This window comes from Ferruginibacter profundus (assembly GCF_054783275.1).
This window is the reverse complement of sequence record NZ_BAAGQW010000001.1, coordinates 298,812-321,680: the sequence shown is the minus strand read 5'-3', so window position 1 is coordinate 321,680 and position 22,869 is coordinate 298,812. Positions and strand designations below refer to the sequence as shown.

At 39.4% G+C, this 22,869-nt stretch carries 15 protein-coding genes and 1 tRNA gene; 10 read left to right on the top strand and 6 right to left on the bottom strand.

The genetic code is table 11. The annotated features are described in order from the left end of the window. Positions 1-40: 40 nt before the first annotated feature. The 5 genes from ggt (at position 41) to ACYVM0_RS01190 (ending at position 8,468) form a co-directional block, all read left to right on the top strand. Complete coding sequence (gene ggt, locus ACYVM0_RS01210; RefSeq protein WP_460551231.1) at positions 41-1,744, top strand: gamma-glutamyltransferase family protein; 1,704 nt, start codon at positions 41-43, stop codon at positions 1,742-1,744. Positions 1,745-1,781: 37 nt separating this feature from the next. Further along, a complete protein-coding gene (locus ACYVM0_RS01205; protein WP_460551228.1) occupies positions 1,782-2,204 on the top strand; it encodes a hypothetical protein in 423 nt (140 codons plus the stop codon). Beyond that, a complete protein-coding gene (locus tag ACYVM0_RS01200; protein WP_460551224.1) occupies positions 2,201-2,731 on the top strand; it encodes a DinB family protein in 531 nt (176 codons plus the stop codon). The genes ACYVM0_RS01205 and ACYVM0_RS01200 overlap by 4 nt, the downstream gene beginning before the upstream one ends. A 68-nt stretch (positions 2,732-2,799) precedes the next feature. After that, positions 2,800-3,423, top strand: a complete 624-nt coding sequence (locus ACYVM0_RS01195; RefSeq protein WP_460551221.1) for a porin family protein — start codon at positions 2,800-2,802, stop codon at positions 3,421-3,423. Positions 3,424-3,653: 230 nt separating this feature from the next. After that, positions 3,654-8,468: a translocation/assembly module TamB domain-containing protein gene (locus ACYVM0_RS01190; protein ID WP_460556281.1), complete on the top strand. Its 4,815-nt coding sequence runs from the start codon at positions 3,654-3,656 to the stop codon at positions 8,466-8,468. On the opposite strand, the gene ACYVM0_RS01185 is transcribed toward ACYVM0_RS01190, so the two are convergent. Further along, the gene (locus ACYVM0_RS01185) at positions 8,469-9,671 is read right to left on the bottom strand and encodes a bifunctional 3,4-dihydroxy-2-butanone-4-phosphate synthase/GTP cyclohydrolase II (RefSeq protein ID WP_460551218.1); all 1,203 of its coding nucleotides are present in this window, start codon (positions 9,669-9,671) and stop codon (positions 8,469-8,471) included. A 280-nt stretch (positions 9,672-9,951) separates the two neighbouring features. On the opposite strand from ACYVM0_RS01185, the gene ACYVM0_RS01180 reads away from it, so the two are divergent. Further along, positions 9,952-13,224, top strand: a complete 3,273-nt coding sequence (locus ACYVM0_RS01180) for a TonB-dependent receptor (protein ID WP_460551215.1) — start codon at positions 9,952-9,954, stop codon at positions 13,222-13,224. Between the two features lie 70 nt (positions 13,225-13,294). Here the strand turns inward: ACYVM0_RS01180 and ACYVM0_RS01175 are convergent, their stop codons facing one another. Next, positions 13,295-14,128 (bottom strand): alpha/beta hydrolase, encoded by an 834-nt coding sequence (locus ACYVM0_RS01175; protein ID WP_460551212.1) that lies wholly within the window; start codon positions 14,126-14,128, stop codon positions 13,295-13,297. A gap of 177 nt (positions 14,129-14,305) precedes the next feature. Between ACYVM0_RS01175 and ACYVM0_RS01170 the strand changes: the two genes are divergently transcribed. From ACYVM0_RS01170 to ACYVM0_RS01155, 4 genes are all read left to right on the top strand, one after another. Further along, a complete protein-coding gene (locus ACYVM0_RS01170; protein WP_460551210.1) occupies positions 14,306-15,259 on the top strand; it encodes an ATP-grasp domain-containing protein in 954 nt (317 codons plus the stop codon). A gap of 3 nt (positions 15,260-15,262) precedes the next feature. Next, the gene (locus tag ACYVM0_RS01165) at positions 15,263-15,904 is read left to right on the top strand and encodes a Uma2 family endonuclease (protein WP_460551207.1); all 642 of its coding nucleotides are present in this window, start codon (positions 15,263-15,265) and stop codon (positions 15,902-15,904) included. A 12-nt stretch (positions 15,905-15,916) separates the two neighbouring features. Further along, the gene (locus tag ACYVM0_RS01160; RefSeq protein ID WP_460551204.1) at positions 15,917-17,029 is read left to right on the top strand and encodes a carboxylate-amine ligase; all 1,113 of its coding nucleotides are present in this window, start codon (positions 15,917-15,919) and stop codon (positions 17,027-17,029) included. Positions 17,030-17,078: 49 nt separating this feature from the next. Further along, positions 17,079-17,152, top strand: a tRNA-Arg gene (locus ACYVM0_RS01155). A 413-nt stretch (positions 17,153-17,565) separates the two neighbouring features. On the opposite strand, the gene ACYVM0_RS01150 is transcribed toward ACYVM0_RS01155, so the two are convergent. The 4 genes from ACYVM0_RS01150 to galK all read right to left on the bottom strand — a co-directional run bounded on the left by ACYVM0_RS01150 (position 17,566) and on the right by galK (position 22,566). After that, positions 17,566-19,263, bottom strand: a complete 1,698-nt coding sequence (locus ACYVM0_RS01150; RefSeq protein ID WP_460551201.1) for an SLC5/6 family protein — start codon at positions 19,261-19,263, stop codon at positions 17,566-17,568. Positions 19,264-19,327: 64 nt separating this feature from the next. After that, positions 19,328-20,350: an NAD-dependent epimerase/dehydratase family protein gene (galE, locus tag ACYVM0_RS01145; protein ID WP_460551198.1), complete on the bottom strand. Its 1,023-nt coding sequence runs from the start codon at positions 20,348-20,350 to the stop codon at positions 19,328-19,330. Next, positions 20,347-21,396 (bottom strand): galactose-1-phosphate uridylyltransferase, encoded by a 1,050-nt coding sequence (locus ACYVM0_RS01140; RefSeq protein WP_460551195.1) that lies wholly within the window; start codon positions 21,394-21,396, stop codon positions 20,347-20,349. Before ACYVM0_RS01140 ends, galE begins: the two co-directional genes overlap by 4 nt. Before the next feature lie 3 nt (positions 21,397-21,399). Then, positions 21,400-22,566, bottom strand: a complete 1,167-nt coding sequence (gene galK / locus ACYVM0_RS01135) for a galactokinase (RefSeq protein ID WP_460551192.1) — start codon at positions 22,564-22,566, stop codon at positions 21,400-21,402. Between the last annotated feature and the right edge of the window lie 303 nt (positions 22,567-22,869).

Sequence of the window (22,869 nt, the reverse complement as noted above, 5' to 3'; positions counted from 1 at the left end):
AACTTTTATCGGACTGATTTTTTAAAACAATGCTGGGAATATGAAATTAATGAGAACGTTGCTGTCAATAGTTGTGATTTTTTTAGTGCTGCAAAGTACGGCACAAATTAATCCATATAATTACCACTCACAAAAAAAAGTGATAGCCGCAAAAGGAGCTGTAGTATCTGCCCATCCATTGGCCAGTAAGGTTGGTGTAAGTATTTTACAACAGGGCGGCAATGCGGTTGATGCTGCTATTGCCACACAATTAGCACTGGCGGTGGTATATCCCGGTGCAGGAAATATAGGTGGCGGAGGTTTTATGGTGGCACATTTAAAGAACGGAAAAAATATTGCCATAGATTACAGGGAAAAAGCACCGGCCAAAGCATCAAGGGATATGTACCTGGACAGTGCAGGAAATCCGTTATTGAGTTTATCGCAGGACGGACACCTGGCATCGGGTGTGCCGGGTACTATTGCAGGTGTGTTTGCCTCTTATAAATATGCCTCGTTACCTTTTGCAAAATTAATTCAGCCGGCAATTGACCTTGCAGAAAAAGGCTATGCTATTACTGCTGCAGAAGCATCTTCACTTAATAATTTAAAAGAAGAATTTATACAATTAAATTCAACTACTCCTGTTTTTGTTAAACAACGGGCATGGAAAGCCGGAGATACGTTAATACAAAAGGACCTGGCTAAAACTTTAGAACGCATCCGCGATAACGGGCAAAGCGGTTTTTACGAGGGTGAAACAGCAAGATTAATAGTGGAAGAAATGCATAAAGCCAATGGTATTATCAGTTATGAAGACCTGAAAAACTACACGGCCAAAGAAAGAAAGGCGGATGTTTTTGACTACAAAGGCAACACTATTGTTACTATGCCCTTACCCAGCAGCGGAGGCATTATACTGCAGCAAATGATGGGGATGATAGCCACAAGAAATATTGCGGCCATGAAATTTCAAACCCTGCAAAGCGTGCAGTTAATGACAGAAGTGGAACGCAGGGCTTATGCAGACCGTGCCGAATTTTTAGGCGACCCGGATTTTGTGAAAGTGCCGGTAAAGAAATTAGTCAGTAAAGATTACCTGGCACAAAGAATGAAAGATTATGATCCGTTAAAAGCAGGCAGCAGCGCCATAACAAAAGCCGGCGTAATTAAAGAAAGTGATGAGACAACACATTTAAGTGTGGCAGATAACCAGGGCAATGTAGTATCTGTTACCACTACTTTAAATGGAGGTTACGGCAGCCGTACTGTTGTAAGCGGTGCCGGTTTTTTATTAAATAACGAGATGGATGATTTTAGTGTAAAGCCGGGCGTACCTAATATGTACGGTGCCCTGGGCAACGAAAAAAATGCCATTGCACCCGGCAAAAGAATGCTGAGCAGTATGACGCCAACTATTGTATTGAAAAACAATAAACCTTTCCTGGTAGTAGGTACGCCGGGTGGTACCACCATTCCTACCAGCGTATTTCAAACACTTGTAAATATTTTAGAGTTTGGCATGAGTACAGAAGATGCAGTGAATAAACCAAAATTTCATCACCAGTGGTTACCCGATGAAATAACAGTTGAAAAAGATTTTGATGCGGCTGTAAAAAAACAACTGCAAGCCATGGGGTATAAAGTTGTTGCAGGAGGACGTATTGGCAGAACTGAAGTGATACAAATAAACGGCAAACAAATTATTGCTGTAGGTGATAAAAGAGGTGATGATGATGCAGAGGGCTTTACCCCTGTTCCATGATAAAACGAAGTATTATTTATCAAATTATATTTTCAAAATGACTGAAGACCTGATCACAAGTAATTTTGTTGACAACATCAACAGGTTAACCATTAAGAAAACTTTCTGGTTGGCAAAATTTATATTAATCCTGGTGATTGTTTATACCATTGTTGATTTAATTGACTGGTATATTGCCATCGTTAATTCGTGGGGGCGTACTTTTAAATACAATTCCACTTTTTATGAATACAGAATTCTCCCTGTTGTTGCCGTTATTCTTTTAGCAATGGGTGTTATAGGCGCAGTATGGCATATTAAAGCAAACAAATTAATTGATCAGTCATTTGAAAAGGCAGATGCGGATCTTTTTAATTTGGGATACCAATTTTATTACCAGTCAGCAAAATTATCCCTGGTGGCGTTTTGCATCAGTATTGCAAGCATCATTATAAGACTATTATTAAAACAATTACCATGACCATTGAAACTGTCTTTCTGCAATCTGCAATCAAACGCCTCAGTTATTATAAAGAATTAGGCGATAAAACATTTGTACAATTAAACGATGCCGGTTTTCATTTTCAACCCAATGAAGCCAGCAACAGCATTGCCATTATTATACAACATGTAGCAGGCAATATGCTCAGCCGATGGACTGATTTTTTAACCAGCGACGGCGAAAAAGAATGGCGCAACCGGGATATTGAATTTGAAGAACAGCAAATGAGCAAAACTGAGCTGATTGCTTTTTGGGAAAAAGCCTGGCAATGCTGCTTAGGGGCTTTACATACATTAACAACTGATGACCTGCTTAAAACTGTTTATATACGTGGCGAAGGTTTGCTGGTGGTGGATGCCATTAACCGGCAGCTGGCGCACTATCCCTATCATGTAGGACAGATCATTTACATTGGCAAGATAATTGCCAACAACAACTGGAATAATCTTTCTATTGCGAAAGGACATTCTGAACAATTCAACAATCAAATGAATAAAAAGGGGTAAATGCAACCTTAAAGAAACTATTAGCTACTCTTAGTAAAACTGTACATTTGCACCCAATAAAAAAACGCATGAAACTATTCGCTACTATTTTTGCCACATTATTAATTATCAACGTTACTAAAGCCCAGGTAAGGGTGGCAGCAAAAGCCGGCTGGAATTATTCAACTGCCACGGCTATGTATTCGGGCGTAAAACAACCTACTGATTTTACTTTTGGTTTTGGTGCCGGTGTATATGCCAAAGTGCCTTTTGAAGGGGTTTTAAATTTTGCCCCTTCGGTAATGGTCAATAAAAGAGGATTTATTGTGAAACCGCTGACAGGTACCAATAAAACAGAACAATACAGTATCACTTATCTTGATATCATCCCTTCCTTCAGTTTCGATTTTCCCCACAAAAGCAATTCTTTTGCCTTTGCCATCGGCCCCGATTTTGGCTTCACTAATTTTGGAAAACTGAAAGCCACTAACAACAACAATGTTACCACTACCGAAAAACTGAAATTCGGTTATGGACAATTTGGTTGGTTCGACCTGGGACTCAATGCCAGCGTGAGTTACCACATGAAAAAGATATTTGTTGAGGCCGGTTATTTGCATGGCCTGGCCAGCATTAACAACAATGAAGAAATTGACCAGCGCAATATCCGCAACCGCATGATCAGCCTTAACCTGGGCTTTTACATCAGGTAGTTCTTCTTCTGCAGGGCTTTTAAAACAGCAATATTTTGCAAAACCATGCTTTTACATGGATAAACCTTATGTTTACTTCTTATCTAAATAAACCATAAAGTTTGGTATTGAATTTGCCTGTAACAGGCGAAACATTATTTTTGTAAGAATAGTATAATACCCTGAGCAAAAGCCTTAACATATTAAAATGGATTTCGCTTACACTGCTTTTTTGGCTGGTGCTGGGCGTGATGACGTTTTTTGTTTACAACGAAAGTAAATGGCTGTTTTACCTGTTACTCATTGGATGGGGTACCGCCTGGGCATTTGTGTTTAAGAAAACCAGGCATAAGTCGGCATTTTTTATCTCCTTTCTTCTGTTTTTAGCCTGCGTTTGGGGCATCATCAACATGACTTCTTTTCAGAATTTCCTGGCTACAAGAATTGCTGCCACACTTTCTCAAAACCTGAAAACAAAAGTTTCTGTAAAACATGTGGACTTTTCTTTTTTTAATAAAATGCTTCTTGAAGGAGTAACGGTAGAGGACAGGAAGAAAGATACTTTACTTTATGCCGGTGTTGCTAAAGTTAATATCACCGACTGGTTTTTTATAAAAGACAAAGCCACCTTAAAGTATATAGGGCTAAAAGATGTTTCCGTAAATTTTAAACGAACCGATTCAATATGGAACTACCAGTTTCTGGTAGATTATTTTTCTTCTCCCAAAGACCCTAATGCAGCACCTAAAAAAGGGATAGCCATTGATTTTAAAGTAATGGAATTTGAAAATATCAGGTTTAATAAAATTGATAAATGGGTAGGACAGGATCTTATTGTGTCGGTAAAAAAAATGAGTGCAGAAGCTGATACTGTTGACCTTTCAAAAAACAAACTTTCTTTTAAGGATATCAATTTAGACAACCCGGTTTTCTTTCAGAGTAATTACACCGGCAACCGGCCGGAAGTTGCAGCACCTGCTACGAATGTTGTAAAAGTTGCAGCTCCTGCTCAATACAAATGGAATAATGATGGCTGGCAGATCAATGTACAGCAGCTACATATCAACGATGGCAGCTTTCAAAACGAAAAAGAAACCATAAGGGCACCTTTTACCGATGACAGGTTTGATGCCCAGCACCTGATTTTTGCAGCTATAAACGGCAATTTGAAAAACATTCGTTTTGCAAAAGATACGCTTACTGCAAACGTGAGCTTAGCCACAAAAGAAAGAAGCGGATTTGAATTAAAAAAACTGGCAGCCGATCTTAAGTTCACTCCAGAAATCATGGAATTTAAAAACCTGGACCTGGCTACTAACAAAAGCAGGCTGGGCAATTATTATTCTATGAGTTATGATGGCTTTAATGCAAGCATGAGTGATTTTATTCATAGTGTAACGCTGGAAGGTAAATTTGACAATAGCGTGGTACATAGTGATGATATTGCTTTTTTTGCACCTGCACTTAAAACATGGAACCGCAGTTTTGATATTAAAGGCACAGCAAAAGGTACTATTGATAACCTGGTGGCAAAAAATATTTTGATCAGGAGTGGTAATACTGCCGTGGATGGTGATATAGCATTGCGGGGCTTACCGGATCTGAAAAATACATTCATCGATTTTAAGTCCAACGACCTGGTAACTAATTATGCAGACCTGATCACCATCATCCCCGCTTTAAAAGATGTAACGCAACCCAAATTAAGCAGGCTGGGTAATATTAAATTCAAGGGCAATTTTACAGGTTTCATTAATGATTTTGTTACCTATGGCAACATCAACACTAACCTGGGTAATATTATTGCAGATATCAACATGAAACTGCCCGACAATAAACCGGCTACCTATTCAGGAAAAATATCTTCTTCGGGTTTTAACCTCGGGCAATTTATAAACACCAACACTTTAGGCAATATTGCATTAGACGGAAATATAGCGGGCAGTGGTTTTACACTAAAAGATCTTGATGCCAATTTTAAAGGTAATGTTCACCAGATTGAATTCTCCGGTTACAATTACAGGAATATTACCCTGGACGGTAATTTTGAGAAACAGATTTTTACCGGCCATGGTGCAGTAGACGACCCCAACCTGGCTATTGAAAGTTTTGATGGTTCTGCAAGCCTTGCCGGCAAAGAAGTTGCATTTAATTTTGATGCGGTATTAAAAAAATCCAATTTAAAACCGCTGGGTTTTACAAAAGAAGACTTTGCCCTGAATGGCCATTTCAACCTGAATTTTACGGGCAGTAATATTGATAATTTTTTAGGTACGGCAAAGGTATACAGTGCAACCTTACTACATAACAACACAAAATTATCTTTTGATTCGCTGGCATTAAATTCCTTTTATGCAGATGGCAAAAAACATCTTTCTCTTCAATCCAACGAAGTGGAAGCAAATGTGAATGGTAATTTTAAGATACTGGAACTGCCCGATGCATTCAAAGTGTTTTTAAGCCGTTACTATCCTGCGTATATCACCAAGCCAAAAAATAAAGTAAGCGAACAGGACTTTGATTTTACGATTAAGACAAAAGAAGTTGATGAGTACGTACAATTGCTGGACAGCAAACTGAAAGGCTTTAACAATGCCACATTCAGCGGCAACCTTAAACTGGCGCAAAATGAATTGAACATAAATGCCAATATTCCTGAATTTGAATACGATAAAAAAATATTCAATTCGGTGGTACTGGAAAGTAAAGGCAATTTTGATACCCTGAACACCAAAATAACAACCGGTGATATTGTTTTGAATGACAGCCTGCATTTTCCCGGCACTAATCTTTCTATAAAATCCAATAACGATATTTCTTCTATTCAGTTAAAAACAAGCGCCAGTAAAACCTTAAGTGAGGCTGAGCTTAATGCTACTGTACAAACTTTAACCGATGGTGTAAGAATTCACTTCTCCCCTTCTTCATTTATTCTTAATGATAAAAAATGGCGGTTAGAAAAAGACGGGGAACTTACCATACGCAAGGCCTTTATTGATGCCAGTGAAGTAAAGTTTGTACAGGAAAACCAGGAAATCACTTTTTCTACGGAAATGGACGATGTAACTGATAAAACCAATGTGGTAGCCAAACTTAAAAAAGTTAATATAGATGATTTTGCACCTTTCTTTTTAAAAAAACCGAGGCCCGAGGGAATGCTAACCGGAACTGTTACACTAAGAGACCCTTTTGGCAAACCCACTGTGGAGTATGATGCATTGGCAGAGAACCTGATGATAGACAATAAAGAAATTGGCAATACCACAATAAAAGGAGATGTAAACACCACCACAGGCCTTATACAATTTAAGGCCGATGCCAACAGTAAACTATACAAATTTCATATTGATGGCAACTACAATTACAAAGACTCTTCTGATAAGCAAATGACAGTTGATGCCGTGGCAGAACATTTTGATATCAGTTTACTGGACAATTATCTCGGTTCAGTTTTCACAAACATGAAAGGAGATGCCGTAGGCCCTTTAAAAATAACAGGCGGCCCTAATAACCGGTCATTTACAGGAAGTGTAACCGTAACTGACGGTTCCTTTAAAGTGATCTACACACAGTGCAAATACAATTTTACCAATACGCCCATTGTTTTTAATCCCGGCGAAATTGATTTTGGCAACATACGTCTTACAGATACACTTGGCAATGCAGGCACATTAAGCGGCAGGTTGTACCATAAATTTTTTGATGATTTTGTATTTGACAACATCAGGTTTACCACAGGTAAAATGCTGTTGCTGAATACGACCCAAAAAGACAACAGCCAGTTTTATGGAAAAGTAATTGGAAATGCCACCATGACGTTAAACGGCGATATTACCGATATGAAGATGAAAATCAGCGGTGAGCCATCCATATTAGATACCAGCCATATTTACCTGCCCATTGGTGCAGGAAAAGAGGCCGGGATAATTGACTATATCGAATTTGTTCAGTTTGGTACCGAAATGAAGGATGTAAGAAATAAGCAGGGCACCAATATTTCTGTTGATATGGACCTGAGAGCTAATACCGCCTGTAAAATTGATGTAATATTGGATGAGGCTACCGGTGATATCATTAAAGGACGTGGTACCGGTAATTTAAATATCACTGTGGGCAGCAAGGAACCATTAACAATGAGAGGCCGTTATACTATCACCGACGGTGAATATAAATTCAACTTTCAAACCTTTATACAAAAATATTTTTCTATCACCAATGGCTCTTCCATTACCTGGAACGGAGATCCTTACGAAGCGTCAATAAATATTAATGCAGAGTACCTTGCCCCCAATGTGGATCTTAGCAGCCTTGCAACCAGTAGTGGTAAATTCAACCAAAAATCAAACATCAGCATTGTATCGCATCTTACCAATACTTTAAAGGCCCCGGTAATAGATTTTGAATTTGTAATTCCTAAAGAGAATCAAAACGAGCGTACAAGCGATCCTGTTGTATTGGAAAATCTTAAAAAGCTTACCAAAGACCCTAACGAAAGAAACCGCCAGGTGGCTTCGTTATTGCTTTTTAACTCCTTTATCAATGATGGTACCAATAGTGGGTTTGGTGCTTCTATAAACCAGTTTTTATCCGGTACGGTAGGCCAGGTTATTTCAGGTTTTTTAAATAACCAATTGACCAAAGTTTTTCAGAAACTATTTAAAGATCCTACTTTAACACCTTACTTAAGTTTCAATTCAAATTATAATCTTACCAGTAAAGAACTGATCAATGCGCTGGAAGCATCCGGCAATTTTGGCTTTAAAAAAGAATACTTCAACGGCAGGCTGATTGTTTCCTTAGGCGGCAATATCGATTATAATAATCCCTACATCCTGCAGGCAAGAAATACCAACGTGCTGCTTACACCAGATATTACAGTAGAATACATTTTAACTGCCGATGGTAAACTTCGTATAGTAGGCTTTAACAGAACCAGCGTAGATGTTACGCTGGGGCAACGTAATAGAACGGGTGTGCGCCTCTCCTACCAAAAAGAGTTTGATAAAAAACAAAACACCACCCCAAAGAAAAGGGAGAAAAAGCCCGTTATAAAAACAAAGCCCTGATCAGCCGTTTAAAATATTATGGCCCAGCTTGTCTTTTTTAGTTTGCAGATATTTTTCGTTGTGCGGATTTGATTTTATTTCTATTGGCACATTATCTACTACCTCCAGGCCATACCCTAAAAGACCGGCACGCTTGCGTGGGTTATTACTCATCAGCCTCATTTTACTTACGCCCATATGCCTCAGAATCTGTGCTCCTACACCGTAATCCCTTTCATCCATCCCAAACCCCAGTTCCAGGTTTGCTTCTACTGTATCACGGCCCTGCTCCTGTAATTTATAGGCTTTTAATTTATTCAGTAGTCCAATGCCTCGGCCTTCCTGGTTCATATATAATATCAGGCCCTTGCCTTCCTGTTCTATCATTTTCATGGCATGATGTAACTGGTCGCCACAATCGCACCGTAATGAGCCCAGTATATCACCGGTCATACAGCTGCTGTGTACCCTTACTAAAATGGGTTCATCTTTTTCCCAATCCCCTTTCTTTAAAGCCATATGAATTTCGCCGGTATTCAATTGTTTAAAGGCCACCAGGTCAAAAGAACCGTATTTAGTGGGTAATTGAACACTTACTTCTTCTTCAATAAGTGTTTCCGTTTTTAAGCGGTATTCAATCAGATCTTTTATAGAGATGAGCTTGAGGTCAAATTTCTTTGCAATTTCCACTAATTCGGGCACTCTTGCCATAGAACCATCTTCATTCATAATTTCAACCAAAACACCGGCGGGATAGAAACCTGCTAATTGTGCCATGTCAATAGTGGCCTCAGTATGGCCGGTACGGCGTAAAACACCTCCTTTTTTTGCCCTTAATGGAAAAATGTGCCCGGGACGTCCCAGGTCTTCTGGTTTGGTGGAAGGATTTATCAAAGCCTGTACGGTTTTAGCCCGGTCGTGGGCCGAGATACCTGTGGTACAACCATTTCCAAGGAGGTCCACACTTACTGTAAAAGCTGTTTCGTGCAAAGAGGTATTATCAACCACCATTGGAGGCAGCAATAATTCGTTACATCTTTCTTCAATCAGCGGCGCACATATAAGCCCACGCCCATGGGTACTCATAAAATTTATCATTTCCGGTGTTACAGATTCTGCAGCCCCGATAAAATCTCCCTCGTTTTCACGGTCCTCATCATCAACCACAATAATCAGTTTTCCTTTTTTTATGTCTTCTATTGCACTTTCAATACTATCCAGCATATTTATGTTTTATACTGCAAAGGTAATAAGGTTTGCAGTTGATATGCTTTTGCGGCTATTTTGAATTTGGGAATATTTTGCATTCTATACAACAAAAAATAAACTAATGTATTAAATATCATCGTTTAAACTTTGATAAGCATTAAATACATAATAAAATAGACGCCTTTTGCGGTAAAGCAGCAAACAGAAGCATATTGTTGCCCTAGAATTTGTTAATAAAAGTTGGCTCAAATTCGCCAATTATTTAGTTTCTTTGCCACCGTAAAAACAAACTATTATGAGAATCAAGAAAATTGTACGTTTACTAATTGTACTATTGGCTTTTCCCTTTGCTTTAGCTGCCCAGGTAACCACCGGTAGCATCAGCGGAAGCGTTAAAGATGCAAAAGGTGCTGATTTAACCGGGGCTACCATCGAAGTACTTCACGAACCTTCCGGAACCCTTTACAGAGGTACCTCCGGCAAAAACGGTGTATTTAACATTCCCAGCTTAAGGGTTGGCGGACCATACAGGGTTACTATAAGTTTTGTAGGTTTTAAACCCGAAGTAATTACTGATGTAAACGTTCAATTGGGTGAGGCTTCTAAAATAAATGTGGTTTTAAATGACGCTAATTCAAGTTTAAAAGAAGTAATTGTATCAGGCGCAGCAAGAAAAGGTTCCCTGATCTCTAAGGACAGAAAAGGAACTTCAACCAATATCAACAGAAGGTTGATTGCAGCTTTACCTACACTTTCCAGGAATATCACCGATTTTACCAAGTTAACACCACAGGCAAGTGGTACTTCATTTGCCGGACAGGATAACCGTTTTATTAACCTTACTGTTGATGGTTCTATCTTCAACAACTCTTTTGGTTTACAGGCATTGCCCGGCAGCCAGACGAGCGCCTCTCCTATTTCTGTAGATGCGATTGAGGAGATACAGGTTAACGTATCGCCTTATAGTGTAAAAGATGCAGGTTTTACCGGCGCCAGTATTAATGCGGTTACCCGCAGTGGTACCAACACTTTCCATGGTTCTGCATTTTACAATAACCGTAACCAGAGCCTGGTAGGTACTAAAGCCGGTTCTGATGGTAAAACACCAGTTACCATCGCAAATTTTGATGTTAAGCAATTCGGGTTCAGCCTTGGCGGACCGATCATCAAAAACAAATTGTTCTTTTTTGCCAACTACGAAAATGAAAAAAGAAACGACCCGGGAACAGCTTTTGTATCAGATAATGGTACTAATACCGGGCAAACCAACGTGTCAAGAGTTAAAAAAACTGACCTTGATGCTTTATCGAGTTTCTTAAATACCAATTTCGGATACGATCCGGGTAAATATGAGGGCTATGATTTCATTACCAAAAGTTACAAGATATTAGCCAAGATCGACTGGAATATCAGCAATAAAAATAAATTCAGTGTACGTTTTAACTCGTTAAGATCTTTCAAAGATATTGGCGCAAGTTCTTCAGGCGTATTGGGAGGTTCAAGGGTAAGTAATTTAAATACCATGAACTATTCCAACAACAACTACGAGATCAATAATGATATCTATTCCCTGATCGGCCAGTTAAATACCCGTATCAGCAATAAAATCTCTAATGAATTGATCTTTGGCTGGACAGCTAACAGGGATTACAGGGCTGTAAAAGGAAAACTTTTTCCATTGGTTGATATATTGGATGGTACTACAGCCGACAGAAACTATATTTCTTTTGGTGCAGAGCCATTTACACCAAACAATAAATTGTTTACTGATACCTGGCAGGCTTCTGACAATATCACTTTCTACAATGGTAAACACACCACTTCAGCCGGTGCAAATTTTGAGTCATTTAAATTCTTTAACCAGTTTACACCACAGATACAGGGACAATACATTTTTAAGAGCCTTGCAGATTTTTATACTTCTGCCAACGCTTACCTTGCCAATAATAACATGGCCACAAACCCTGTTCAGTTAAGAAGGTATATTTTAGGTTTCAGTAACCTTGCAGGTAATGAAGTATGGAATGCAATTACACAAGCAAAAAATATCGGTGCTTACATTCAAGACGAATGGCAGATTGAAGACAAACTGAATATCACTTACGGTGTTCGTTTTGATGTACCATTCTTTACATCAAATGCCGTTTACAATCCACAGGTTGCCGGCTATAGTTTTGTTGATGAAAATGGTAACCCTACCAAATTGAGTACTTCTCAATTACCATCTGCAAAACTGATGATCAACCCAAGGTTTGGTTTTAACTACGATCTTAAAGGCGATAAGAAAACACAATTGCGTGGAGGTTTAGGTTTATTCTCAGGCCGCCCTGCATTTGTATTTGTAAGTAATGCAGTGGGTAACAACGGTATGCAGGCAGGACAGATAAGCCAGGATAATACTGTTAACTATCCTTTCAGCCCGAATATTAACCGTAATGTGCCTACTCCTAACCCAAGCTCACCGGCACCAAGTTATAATATTGCACCTATTGAAAAGAATTTCCGCTTTCCGCAGGTATTCAGAACCAATATGGCTGTAGACCAGAAAATAATTGGTGGTATTGTGGGTTCTGCTGAATTCTTATTTACACAGAGCTTAAGCAATATTTTCTATTATAACGCTAACCAGAAAGTGCCTACCACAACATTTGCAGGCCCTGATAAACGCCCTAAGTTTGCAGGTAGTGCAGCGGCAGTAAGAATTAACTCTAATGTAAATGATGCTACTGTTTTAGCCAGCCGTCCTTACGGTTCTAATACCAGCGTAACCCTTAAATTAGAGCAACCTTTACAAAAAGGATTAAGCTGGATGATCGCTTATAACTTTGGACGTACCAAAGATTATTCCAGTGCAAGTACAATTGCATTCAGCAGTTTTACTTCTACCAGAACGGTTAATGGTAACAACTTACCTGACAATTCTTTCAGTGATAACGATACAAGGCACCGCATCATTGGTAATGTTACCTACAGAAAAGAATTTGCCAAGGCTGCTGCTTTACAGATCTCTTTGTACGGACAGTCTCAAAGCCAGGGCAGATTTGGATATGGCTATTCTAACGATATGAATGGTGATGGTATCAGCGGTAACGATCTGATGTACATTCCTAAAGACCAGAGTGAGATGAATTTTGATGCCATTACAGGAACTACACCATTTACTGTACAGCAACAAAAAGATGCGTTTGAAGCGTATATTCAAAACAACTCTTACCTGAAAAATCACAGGGGCCAGGTTGCACAAAGAAATGGTGTATTGCAACCCATGCTTTCAAGGTTTGATCTGTCTGCAATGGTGGAAATATTTAAAAACTTTGGTAAACAAAGGCATACCATCCAGTTCAGAGCCGATATCTTTAACATTGGTAACATGATCGACCACAAATGGGGTGTTGCTTACGTAACCAATACTACCTCTCCATTAGCATATTCAAGAGTAGATGCAAACGGCGTTCCTTACTTTAAAATGAATACTGTAAACAACAGTTTAACATATGAAACTTACAGAAAAGGAACATCAATTGCTGATGTATGGCAGGGCCAGTTAGGTATACGCTATATCTTTTAAGCAATATAAAAGCACAACAACAAAAAGCCCCGAAAATTTTCGGGGCTTTTCGTATATTTTAAGTGGCATTTTAATCCAATAATTCTTTATTAAAGTAACCCCAACCCCATTTTAAAAAATCAGGGAAAGCACTTGCCCATGTTGGTACATCATGCCGCCCTTCCTGTAGTTCAAGGTACCGGATATCGGTGTCTTTGTTATACCCTTTTGCTTCCAGGTCGTCAATTAAACTTAATGCATCGTCAATAGAATCTATAATTCCATTATTATTTCTATCGGCAGTTTCATCCTGTGTTCCCACTTCAAAAAAGAATTTCAGCCAGGGAGCATATGCGCCCTCTTTTATTTGCCGGTGCATGATACGATCAGTATCCTCATTAAAATCGGCATCATCCTGGTCTTTATCCCTCCACCACAGCGATCCGCTGAAAACACCCACCCTTCTGAATTCCTGCGGATTATTCCACACTATGTCTAATGCACTGAGGCCGCCAAGAGAAAAACCTGCATACGATTTTTCTTTAAAAGATTGTATGCCATAAGTAGTGCGGATAAATGGTAATAGTTCTTCAAAAACAAAACGGGTATATAAAGCGGCTTTGGCACCACGGCCTTTATAATCTAAAATTTTTGCAGTGCCGTATTCATTTTTCCTGTCAGAAGAACAATGAATACCCACACAAAATAATGGTTGTATATCGTTAGTGCTGTAGAGTGTATCTAATATGCCTTCAAAGTTCATTGTTACCAGGTCCTGCCCGTCATTGATGAGTAGCAGGCTGAGTGCAGCGGTATCCTTCATTTGATGAGGAACGTAACAATCCACTTTTACCTGTCTGACTAAAAATTCTGATTGCAATAGATGATTTTCAACAATAACACCGGCAGCTCTTTCTTTGTCCATAGTTTCAAAATTAAGGAAAGAAGACGAAACCAGATGTAGGATGTATGATTTAGGATTTGGGATATCATACATCATAAATCCTACATCCTAAATCAAACAATATTTGTTTTATTGGCGGCGAAAAAATATATTTGAATACGGCACAATAAATTTATTTAAAAAATAAAACCAACTGTTATGAAGAAAATTGGCATGCTCTTCGGGAAAGAAAGAAGTTTTCCCATGGCCTTTATAGATAGGGTAAACAGCAAAAAAATTGATGGCATTATTGCCGAGCCTGTATACATTGATAAAGTAATGCAGGGCGAGCCCAGCGGCTATGCGGTTATCTTCGACAGGATAAGCCAGGACGTTCCCTTTTACAGGGCCTATTTAAAAAATGCTGCATTGTGTGGCACTACCGTAATCAACAACCCGTTTTGGTGGAGTGCTGATGAAAAGTTTTTCAATAACTGCCTGGCCACAAAAATTGGAGTGCCGGTTCCTAAAACAGTTATTTTACCCAGTAAGGATTTACCAACAGATACGTCAGATGAATCTTTCAGCAACTTAGCCTACCCGTTAGATTGGGAAGGTATTTTTAAATACATCGGTTTTCCGGCTTACATGAAACCATTTGCAGGTGGTGGCTGGAAAAGTGTATATCAACTAAACAGTATAGAAGAGTTTTTTGAAAAGCATGCTGAAACAGAACAACTGGTAATGATGCTGCAGGAAGAAATAAAATTTGACGAATATTACCGTTGCTATTGTATTGGCGGCAAGTATGTACGCATTATGCCTTACGAACCACGTAATCCACATCACCTACGCTATGTGGCCGACTTTAAACCATCGCCGGAAAGATATAAATTAATGGAAGATATAGTATTGCGTATCTGCCATTACTTAGGTTACGATTTTAATACTGTTGAATTGGCTATACGTGACGGTGTACCATATGCCATTGATTTTTGCAACCCTGCGCCCGATGCGGAAGTAACCAGCGTAGGACAGGAAAATTTTGACTGGGTAGTGGAAACTGCAGCTAATTATGCCATAGAAAAAGCTTTGGAACATAAAGATGATATGGATAATTTAACATGGGGCACGTATATCACCAACAGTTCTTCTAAAAAGAAACTGTATTAATGAATGAAGAATTATTTAACAATAGTGCATGATGATTTAAGTGAAGAATTGGTGCAGGAGCCGGAGAGTGAGTATGGATTTACTTATGCGGATTATCTTACCTGGAATTTTAAAGAACGGATTGAATTGATAAAGGGTAAGATTTTTAAGATGAGCCCGGCACCAACGGTTAAGCATCAACAAATCTCTATAAGGCTGGAAGCTCAATTAATTTCTTTTCTGCAAGGTAAACCTTGTCAAATGCTTCATGCCCCGGTTGACGTAAGGCTAAAAGGAAAACCATTCAGAAAGAAAAAATTGAAAGATAATGAGATCACAACAGTTGTACAGCCTGATATAATTATAGTTTGTGACGAAGAAAAATTAAAAGACATCCGTAGTGTTGATGGGGCTCCTGACCTGATAGTTGAAATATTAAGTCCGGGAAATACAAGAGTAGAAACGAAATATAAATTTGACCTGTATGAAGAAAATGGCGTACTCGAGTACTGGTTAGTATACCCGGAGTATAAACAGATTCATGTATTTCTGCTGGATGAAAATGAGCAATATGGCAGGCCCCAGATTTACGAAGCCAATGAAAATATTACTTCTTCAGTCTTAAAAGGATTAAGCATACCGATGAATGAAATTTTTAAACTTTAATTAAATTACAACATGGCAAATCTATCATACAAACATTTTACACTGGGGGTTGAAGAAGAATATATGGTAATTGATCCTGTAACCAGGGAATTGAAAAGCCATCAGCAAAAGATTGTACAGGAAGGGCAAAAAGTAATAAAAGATAAGGTGAAGGCAGAAATGCACCAGGCCGTAGTAGAAGTAGGTACTGATATTTGTGCTGATGTGGACGAAGCTTTTATGGATGTGAGTACGCTCCGTAAAACAATCAGCGGTATTGCGGGCGACCTTGGCTTATGGATCGGCGCATCGGGCACCCACCCCTTCAGCCATTGGGAAAGCCAGCTGATAACCGACCATGCCCGCTATAACGAAATTGTAAATGAGTTGCAGGAAGCTGCCCGCAGTAATTTAATTTTTGGCCTGCATGTACATGTAGGCATGGAAACCCGTGAAATGGCTATTCATATTGCCAATAGTGCCCGGTATTTTTTACCCCATATTTATGCCTTAAGTACCAACTCTCCTTTTTGGGAGGGCCGTTTAACCGGGTACAAATCTTTCCGCACCAAGGTATTTGATAAATTTCCCCGTACGGGCATCCCTGATTTTTTTGAAAGCATAGAGGCATACGATAACTATGTAAAGCTGCTGATAAAGACCAATTGTATTGATAATGCCAAAAAGATATGGTGGGACCTCAGGGTACATCCTTTCTTTAATACCGTTGAGTTCAGGATCTGCGATATCCCGATGACTGTGCAGGAAACGATTTCAATAGCGGCCTTATTCCAGGGTATTTGTGCCAAATTATACAAACTCCGGATGCAAAACCTGAATTTTATGATGTACAGCCGGGCTTTGCTGAACGAAAATAAATGGCGTGCCAGCCGCTATGGCATAGATGGCAGCCTGATTGATTTTGGTAAAGAAAGTGAGGTAAATACCAGGGTTTTATTATATGAATTGCTGGATTTTATAGATGACGTGGTGCCTCACCTGGGTAGCCGCCATGCGGTAAACCATGTGCATAAAATGATGGAACAGGGTACCGGCGCCGACAGGCAGCTGAAAGTATACGAAGAAAGCAAGAACCTGGTGAATGTGGTGGATTATATTCACGATAGTTTTCTTTCCGGCCTGTAAATGTTTGGACAGAAAGTATAAACTAACTATATTTGCACCCCGAATAAATGGCTGCGTAGCTCAACTGAATAGAGCATCTGACTACGGATCAGAAGGTTTTAGGTTTGAATCCTAACGCGGTCACTAGCTAAAGGAGATTACTGTTTTGGTAATCTCCTTTTTTTATTTTAATCTCTTTAAGCGTAGCTCCACTGCCAGGTATTTTGATAACTGCATTCCCAAAAAGATATTAATGGATTATTTGTTTGACAGGTTTACCCAATTGTTGCACTTTTTAAAAAGGAAGAATTGGAAGTGCCAAAATCAGGATCCGGAAATTCAATAAAAGGATTCCTTGTAAAAATTGCTTAGAAAATTTGAAGCGTTGATTGGAGAAGCACACCCATGCTTCTGCTGTAAAAATAAATACAGCAAACCTTATCGTTTTTGCGAAATATTTTTTGAACCTACTACATTGATCCAAAGCAACTGGTAAAACAAACCTGGTGAAGAGATTAATAAAAAAATATACTTTTTATAAAACAAATCATCACTGCTTACCAGAATTTTACATAGATCAATGTGATCAGCAACAGAATAATTATGATAAGCACTGTATGCAAAGGTTTAATCTTAAACATACTGCGGTCAATTTCCAATCCTTTAGGATTTACTGCAGGGCTTAGTAAACTAATGCCCACCATTACCGCTATTGCAAAAAAGAAACTGTACCCCATGTTAAGCAGGAATGGTATTTCATAAACACCACCGCTATTTCTGAATGCAGTATAAAGCCATGTCTGGTTTCCAAAAACACCCGGTGCATAATTCATAAAAAATAAGGAACATAAAAATCCGGATAATAAACCAGCTATAGCTGCAGGGCCGGTAGTACGCTTCCAGAAAAAACCAAGAATAAACATCGCAAATACACCCGGGCTGATCAACCCTGTATATTTCTGTATAAAAATAAATCCGCCTTCGCTGCTGATACCTAATAAATCGTTCCATGTAAATGCAATAGCAATAGCCATCGCTATTCCGATAACGATCCTTCCCCGCCATACCATGTTAGTTTCTGTTGCCTGCTTATTGATATATTTTTTATAAATGTCCAGGGTAAAAATAGTGGAGATGCTGTTTACTTTTCCGGCGAGCGATGCTACGATAGCAGCCGTTAATGCAGCAATGGATAATCCCTTTAACCCATTAGGCAAATAGGCAAGTATGGCGGGATAGGCATTGTCTGCACTTACTTTTCCATTAGCCAGCATTTGCGCCTGCAGCCCTCCGTTTTTATGCAATACAAATGCAGCTATCCCCGGAAGCATTACAATAACAGGCATCATTATTTTTAAAAAACCTGCAAATAATATTCCTGTACGGGCCGTTTTTAAATCGGCCCCTAACGCTCTTTGTGTGATGTACTGATTACATCCCCAGTAATTTAAATTGGCAATCCACTGCCCCGCGGCATACATAGCAATACCCGGAAGCGCCAGATAATTATTCACTTCTGCCTGTGTGGCGTTTTCGCCTGGCTTATCAAATATCATTTTAAAATGTTCCGGTGCATCTTCCATTAATTTATTAAACCCTGCCAGCATATTTTTTCCCATTCCAAAATGCTCGCTTACCAGTACCAGCGCAATATAAGAAGTAACCAGCCCGCCAATAATTAGCACTACCACTTGTATCACGTCTGTATAACCAATCACCTTCATTCCTCCCAGTGTAATAAAGAGTGCAAAGCAAGCCAGCAAGATCATAATGAGGTGAAAATGTGCTCCGCCGGTAAGATTATTTATTGCCAGTGCACCAAGAAAAAGTATGGAAGTGAGGTTGACAAATACGTAAAGAAATAACCAGAATATTGCCATGATCAGACTCACGGATTCATTATACCGCTGTTTTAAAAACTGCGGCATGGTAAATATTTTATTTTTCAGGTAGATGGGCATGAACCAGATGGCAATGATGATCAGTGCAATGGCTGCCATCCATTCGTAGGCTGCAATTGCTATACCCATAGAAAAACCGGCGCCGCTCATTCCGATAAATTGTTCAGCGGATATATTGGATGCGATCAGCGATGCACCAATTGCCCACCAGGTAAGTGATCCTTCTGCCAGGAAAAAATCTTTGGTGTCCACCACTGCCTTCTTTTTTCTTTTGTATATCCAGATACCATAAGAGGTTACCAGCAGAAAGTAAAAGGTGAATACAAGATAATCGGCAGTTACTAAACTGTTCATATTAAGCCGGTTTGATGATTTAGAATTTGTGTTGCTTGGTTGCTATAGTAATAAAAATATTATGCTATTTTTCCTCCGCCAGTCGCTGCTCCCACCGCCATGCGTCCCCTACCATATCAGTCAGCGTTTTTTCTGCTTTCCATTGCATTACTGTATTTGCCTTGTGAACATCAGCATATAACGCTGGTGCATCACCAGGCCGGCGTTTACCAATGGTGTATTGTAATTGTATTGCATTTGTGATCTCAAATTGTTTGATCAATTCCAACACAGATATTGCATTACCTGTACCCACATTAAAGATTTCGCAGGCCTCCGGTGCAATATTATCAATAAGCCGATGACAACATTTTACATGCGCTTTTGCCAGATCAACTACATGAATATAATCCCGCAGGCAACTGCCATCCGGCGTGTCGTAATCATTACCAAAAACGATCAGTTCTTTTTGTTTACCGATTGCTGTCTGCGTTAAATATGGCATGAGGTTATTCGGCACGCCTAACGGCAATTCACCAATAAGGCCGGATGAATGTGCGCCAACGGGGTTAAAATATCGTAGTATAATGGCGTTTAAAACGCCTGTTGCACATAGTTTTTCAATCATCTCTTCTCCCATTTGCTTGGTGCTTCCGTAAGCGGAAAGTGCTTTTTTAAAAGGGGCTCTTTCGTCTACCGGCAATACATCAGGAAAACCATAAACTGTTGCTGAAGAGGAGAATACCAGCTTATTACAACCGGCATTGATCATGCCATCCAGCAGGTTCATTAAAGAGGCAAGATTGTTTTGAAAATATTTTAATGGTTCCCGTACCGACTCTCCTACTGCTTTTAATGCGGCAAAATGTATCACTGCATCAAAAGGTTTTTCATTTTTAAATATTCCATCCAGTAGTGCTTTGTCGCAAATATCTGCCTGATAAAATCCCGGCCTGCATCCGGTTATCATCTCTATACGATTTAAAATAAATGCCTGCGAATTGCTAAGATTATCCACTATTACCACCTCATAACCTGCCTGCTGCAACTCCACCACGGTATGAGAACCAATAAAACCTAAACCACCTGTTACCAGTACACGCTTCATAAATTTTTATTAAGACTATAATGTAAAACGGGCAGGTTCCGTAATTTTTCTGCTGCCTGCTCCGGGGTAATATCCCGTTGCGGATTGGCGAGCATTTCGTAGCCCACCATAAATTTCTTCACGGAAGCACTTCTCAGCAATGGCGGATAAAAATGCATGTGCCAGTGCCAGGCCGTATGCTCGCCATCGTTTACCGGTGCCTGGTGCATACCAGCAGAATATGGAAAAGACATATTGAACAGGTTATCGTACTTCACCGTAAGCGCTTTTAGTATTGCTGCAAAAGCTTTTTTCTCCGCTTCATTAAATTGTACAATGCTTTGAATATGCCTTTTACTTATTATCATTGTTTCGTAAGGCCATATTGCCCAAAATGGAACCAGCACAACAAAGTGTTCATTTTCCAGAATGATCCTTTCCTGTTTTTTTAATTCGATATTTATATAGGCAGACAACAAACTGCAATCATGCTGCTGAAAATATTTTTTTTGTTGAGTTGTTTCTTTTGAAATTTCCAGGGGCACAGATGATGAAGCCCAGATCTGCCCGTGCGGATGCGGATTGCTGCACCCCATGATATCGCCCTTGTTTTCAAAAATTTGTATGTACTTAATGGCAGGATTACTTGAAAGTTGCTGATACTCGTACTGCCACAAAGTAATTACCTCTTCTATTTCAGCTGTACTCATTTGCGGCAGGGTAAGATTATGCTTTGGTGAAAAACAAATTACTTTACAAATACCGCTTTCGCTTTTAGCTACCAGTAAATTATTTTCATCCACCGTACCTGCTGGTGTATCCGCCAACAAAGCGGCATAATCGTTTACAAAAACAAATGGCTTTTTATAATCCGGGTTAATGCTCCCTGCAGCCCGGCTGTTGCCAGGGCACAAATAACAGCCAGGGTTATACGAAGGACGCTCTTCTGTAATAATATCTTCCGTTTTACCCTGCCACGGCCTTTTCATACGGTGTGGTGATACTAATATCCAGTCACCGGTTAACAGGTTAAGCCTGGTATGCGAATGTTCTTTTAAATCAAACATAATTTATCTGATGATGGACGTTCCGTTTTCGATTGTTGCGATATAATAAGTTAAAGGCAAACCCATGGCCTCTTCATAGGCCGGTTGTATTTTTTTTAATAATTCCTCTACCGCTTCTTCCTTTACCAGGTTGATGGTACAGCCACCAAAACCACCACCCATCATACGGGAGCCAATAACAGCCGGATCATAACGTACAAAGTCGACCAGGTAATCCAATTCTTTACAACTCACCGCATACATGTAGCTTAACCCGTCATGCGTAGCAAACATTTTTTTTCCAAGTGCACTGATATCTCCATTGATCAAGTCTTCGCATCCTTTTTGCAGGCGTTCTATTTCCTGTACAATAAAGCGGCTGCGTTTGTCTATTAAATTATCTTTTGGAAAAACACATTCGTCCAGCATTTTTTCTGTTGCATCCCTTAAAGAATTTACTTCAGGGTGATGTTCTTTTATCCAGGTCACAGCCTGTTCACATTCTTGCCTGCGGGTGTTATATTCTGATGAAGCCAGCGAATGCTTTACGTTGGTATTCAGCAGCAGTATCTTTATTCCATCTGATTTAAATGGTACATATTCATAGTGCAGCGAACGGCAATCCAGTTTAATAACATGATCCCGCCTTCCTGTTACAGAAGCAAACTGGTCCATAATGCCGCACATAACGCCGGCATATTCATGTTCCGCTTTTTGAGCCATCTGCACCATCTCTATTTTACCAAGCCTGGTTTGCAATAATTCATTCAATGCAAAAACGGAAGCGCATTCCACCGCAGCCGACGAAGAAAGGCCTGCACCAATTGGTACATCACTTGTAAGTACTGCATCAAAACCTCGAAGTGGTATATTCATTTTTTGAAACTGCGCCATTGCACCCAGTATGTAATTGGGCCAGCTTACATCACCTACAGGCTTTAAATCTTTAATTGATGTGGAAAAAGTTTCATGAAGATCCTGTGCCAGTAAATGTATTTCGTCATCATCTCTTAAAGCAACAGTAACATAAGCAGCTTTATCAATGGCTGCAGGCAACACAAATCCATCATTGTAATCGGTATGTTCGCCAATGATATTGACACGGCCGGGAGAACGCACAATGATCGGTTCACCGGAATTGCCATATTGCTGATCAAACAGCCCGAGTAGTTGTTGTATTTTATCTTTCACAAGCATCATTTTGATTATATACCTGGTTCACGGGTAAACAGGTTTATAGCATTCAATTCAGCTGATACGGTATCGTTTCGATTTTAAAAAAATATCCCCGGCATTTAATTGCACAGTTGATTTTTTAAAGAAGAACAACATTTATTATCTAGTAAAAAGCTGAATAACATAACAGCATAAATTTACCAATCAACAACATAAAGGGGCGGGAATATAGGAGTATAAAAAGGGGGTATATGCGTCAATATTCAACAGGCAATCCGAAGCCGGCGTATAATATATGTAAACATGGCAGATAAAATG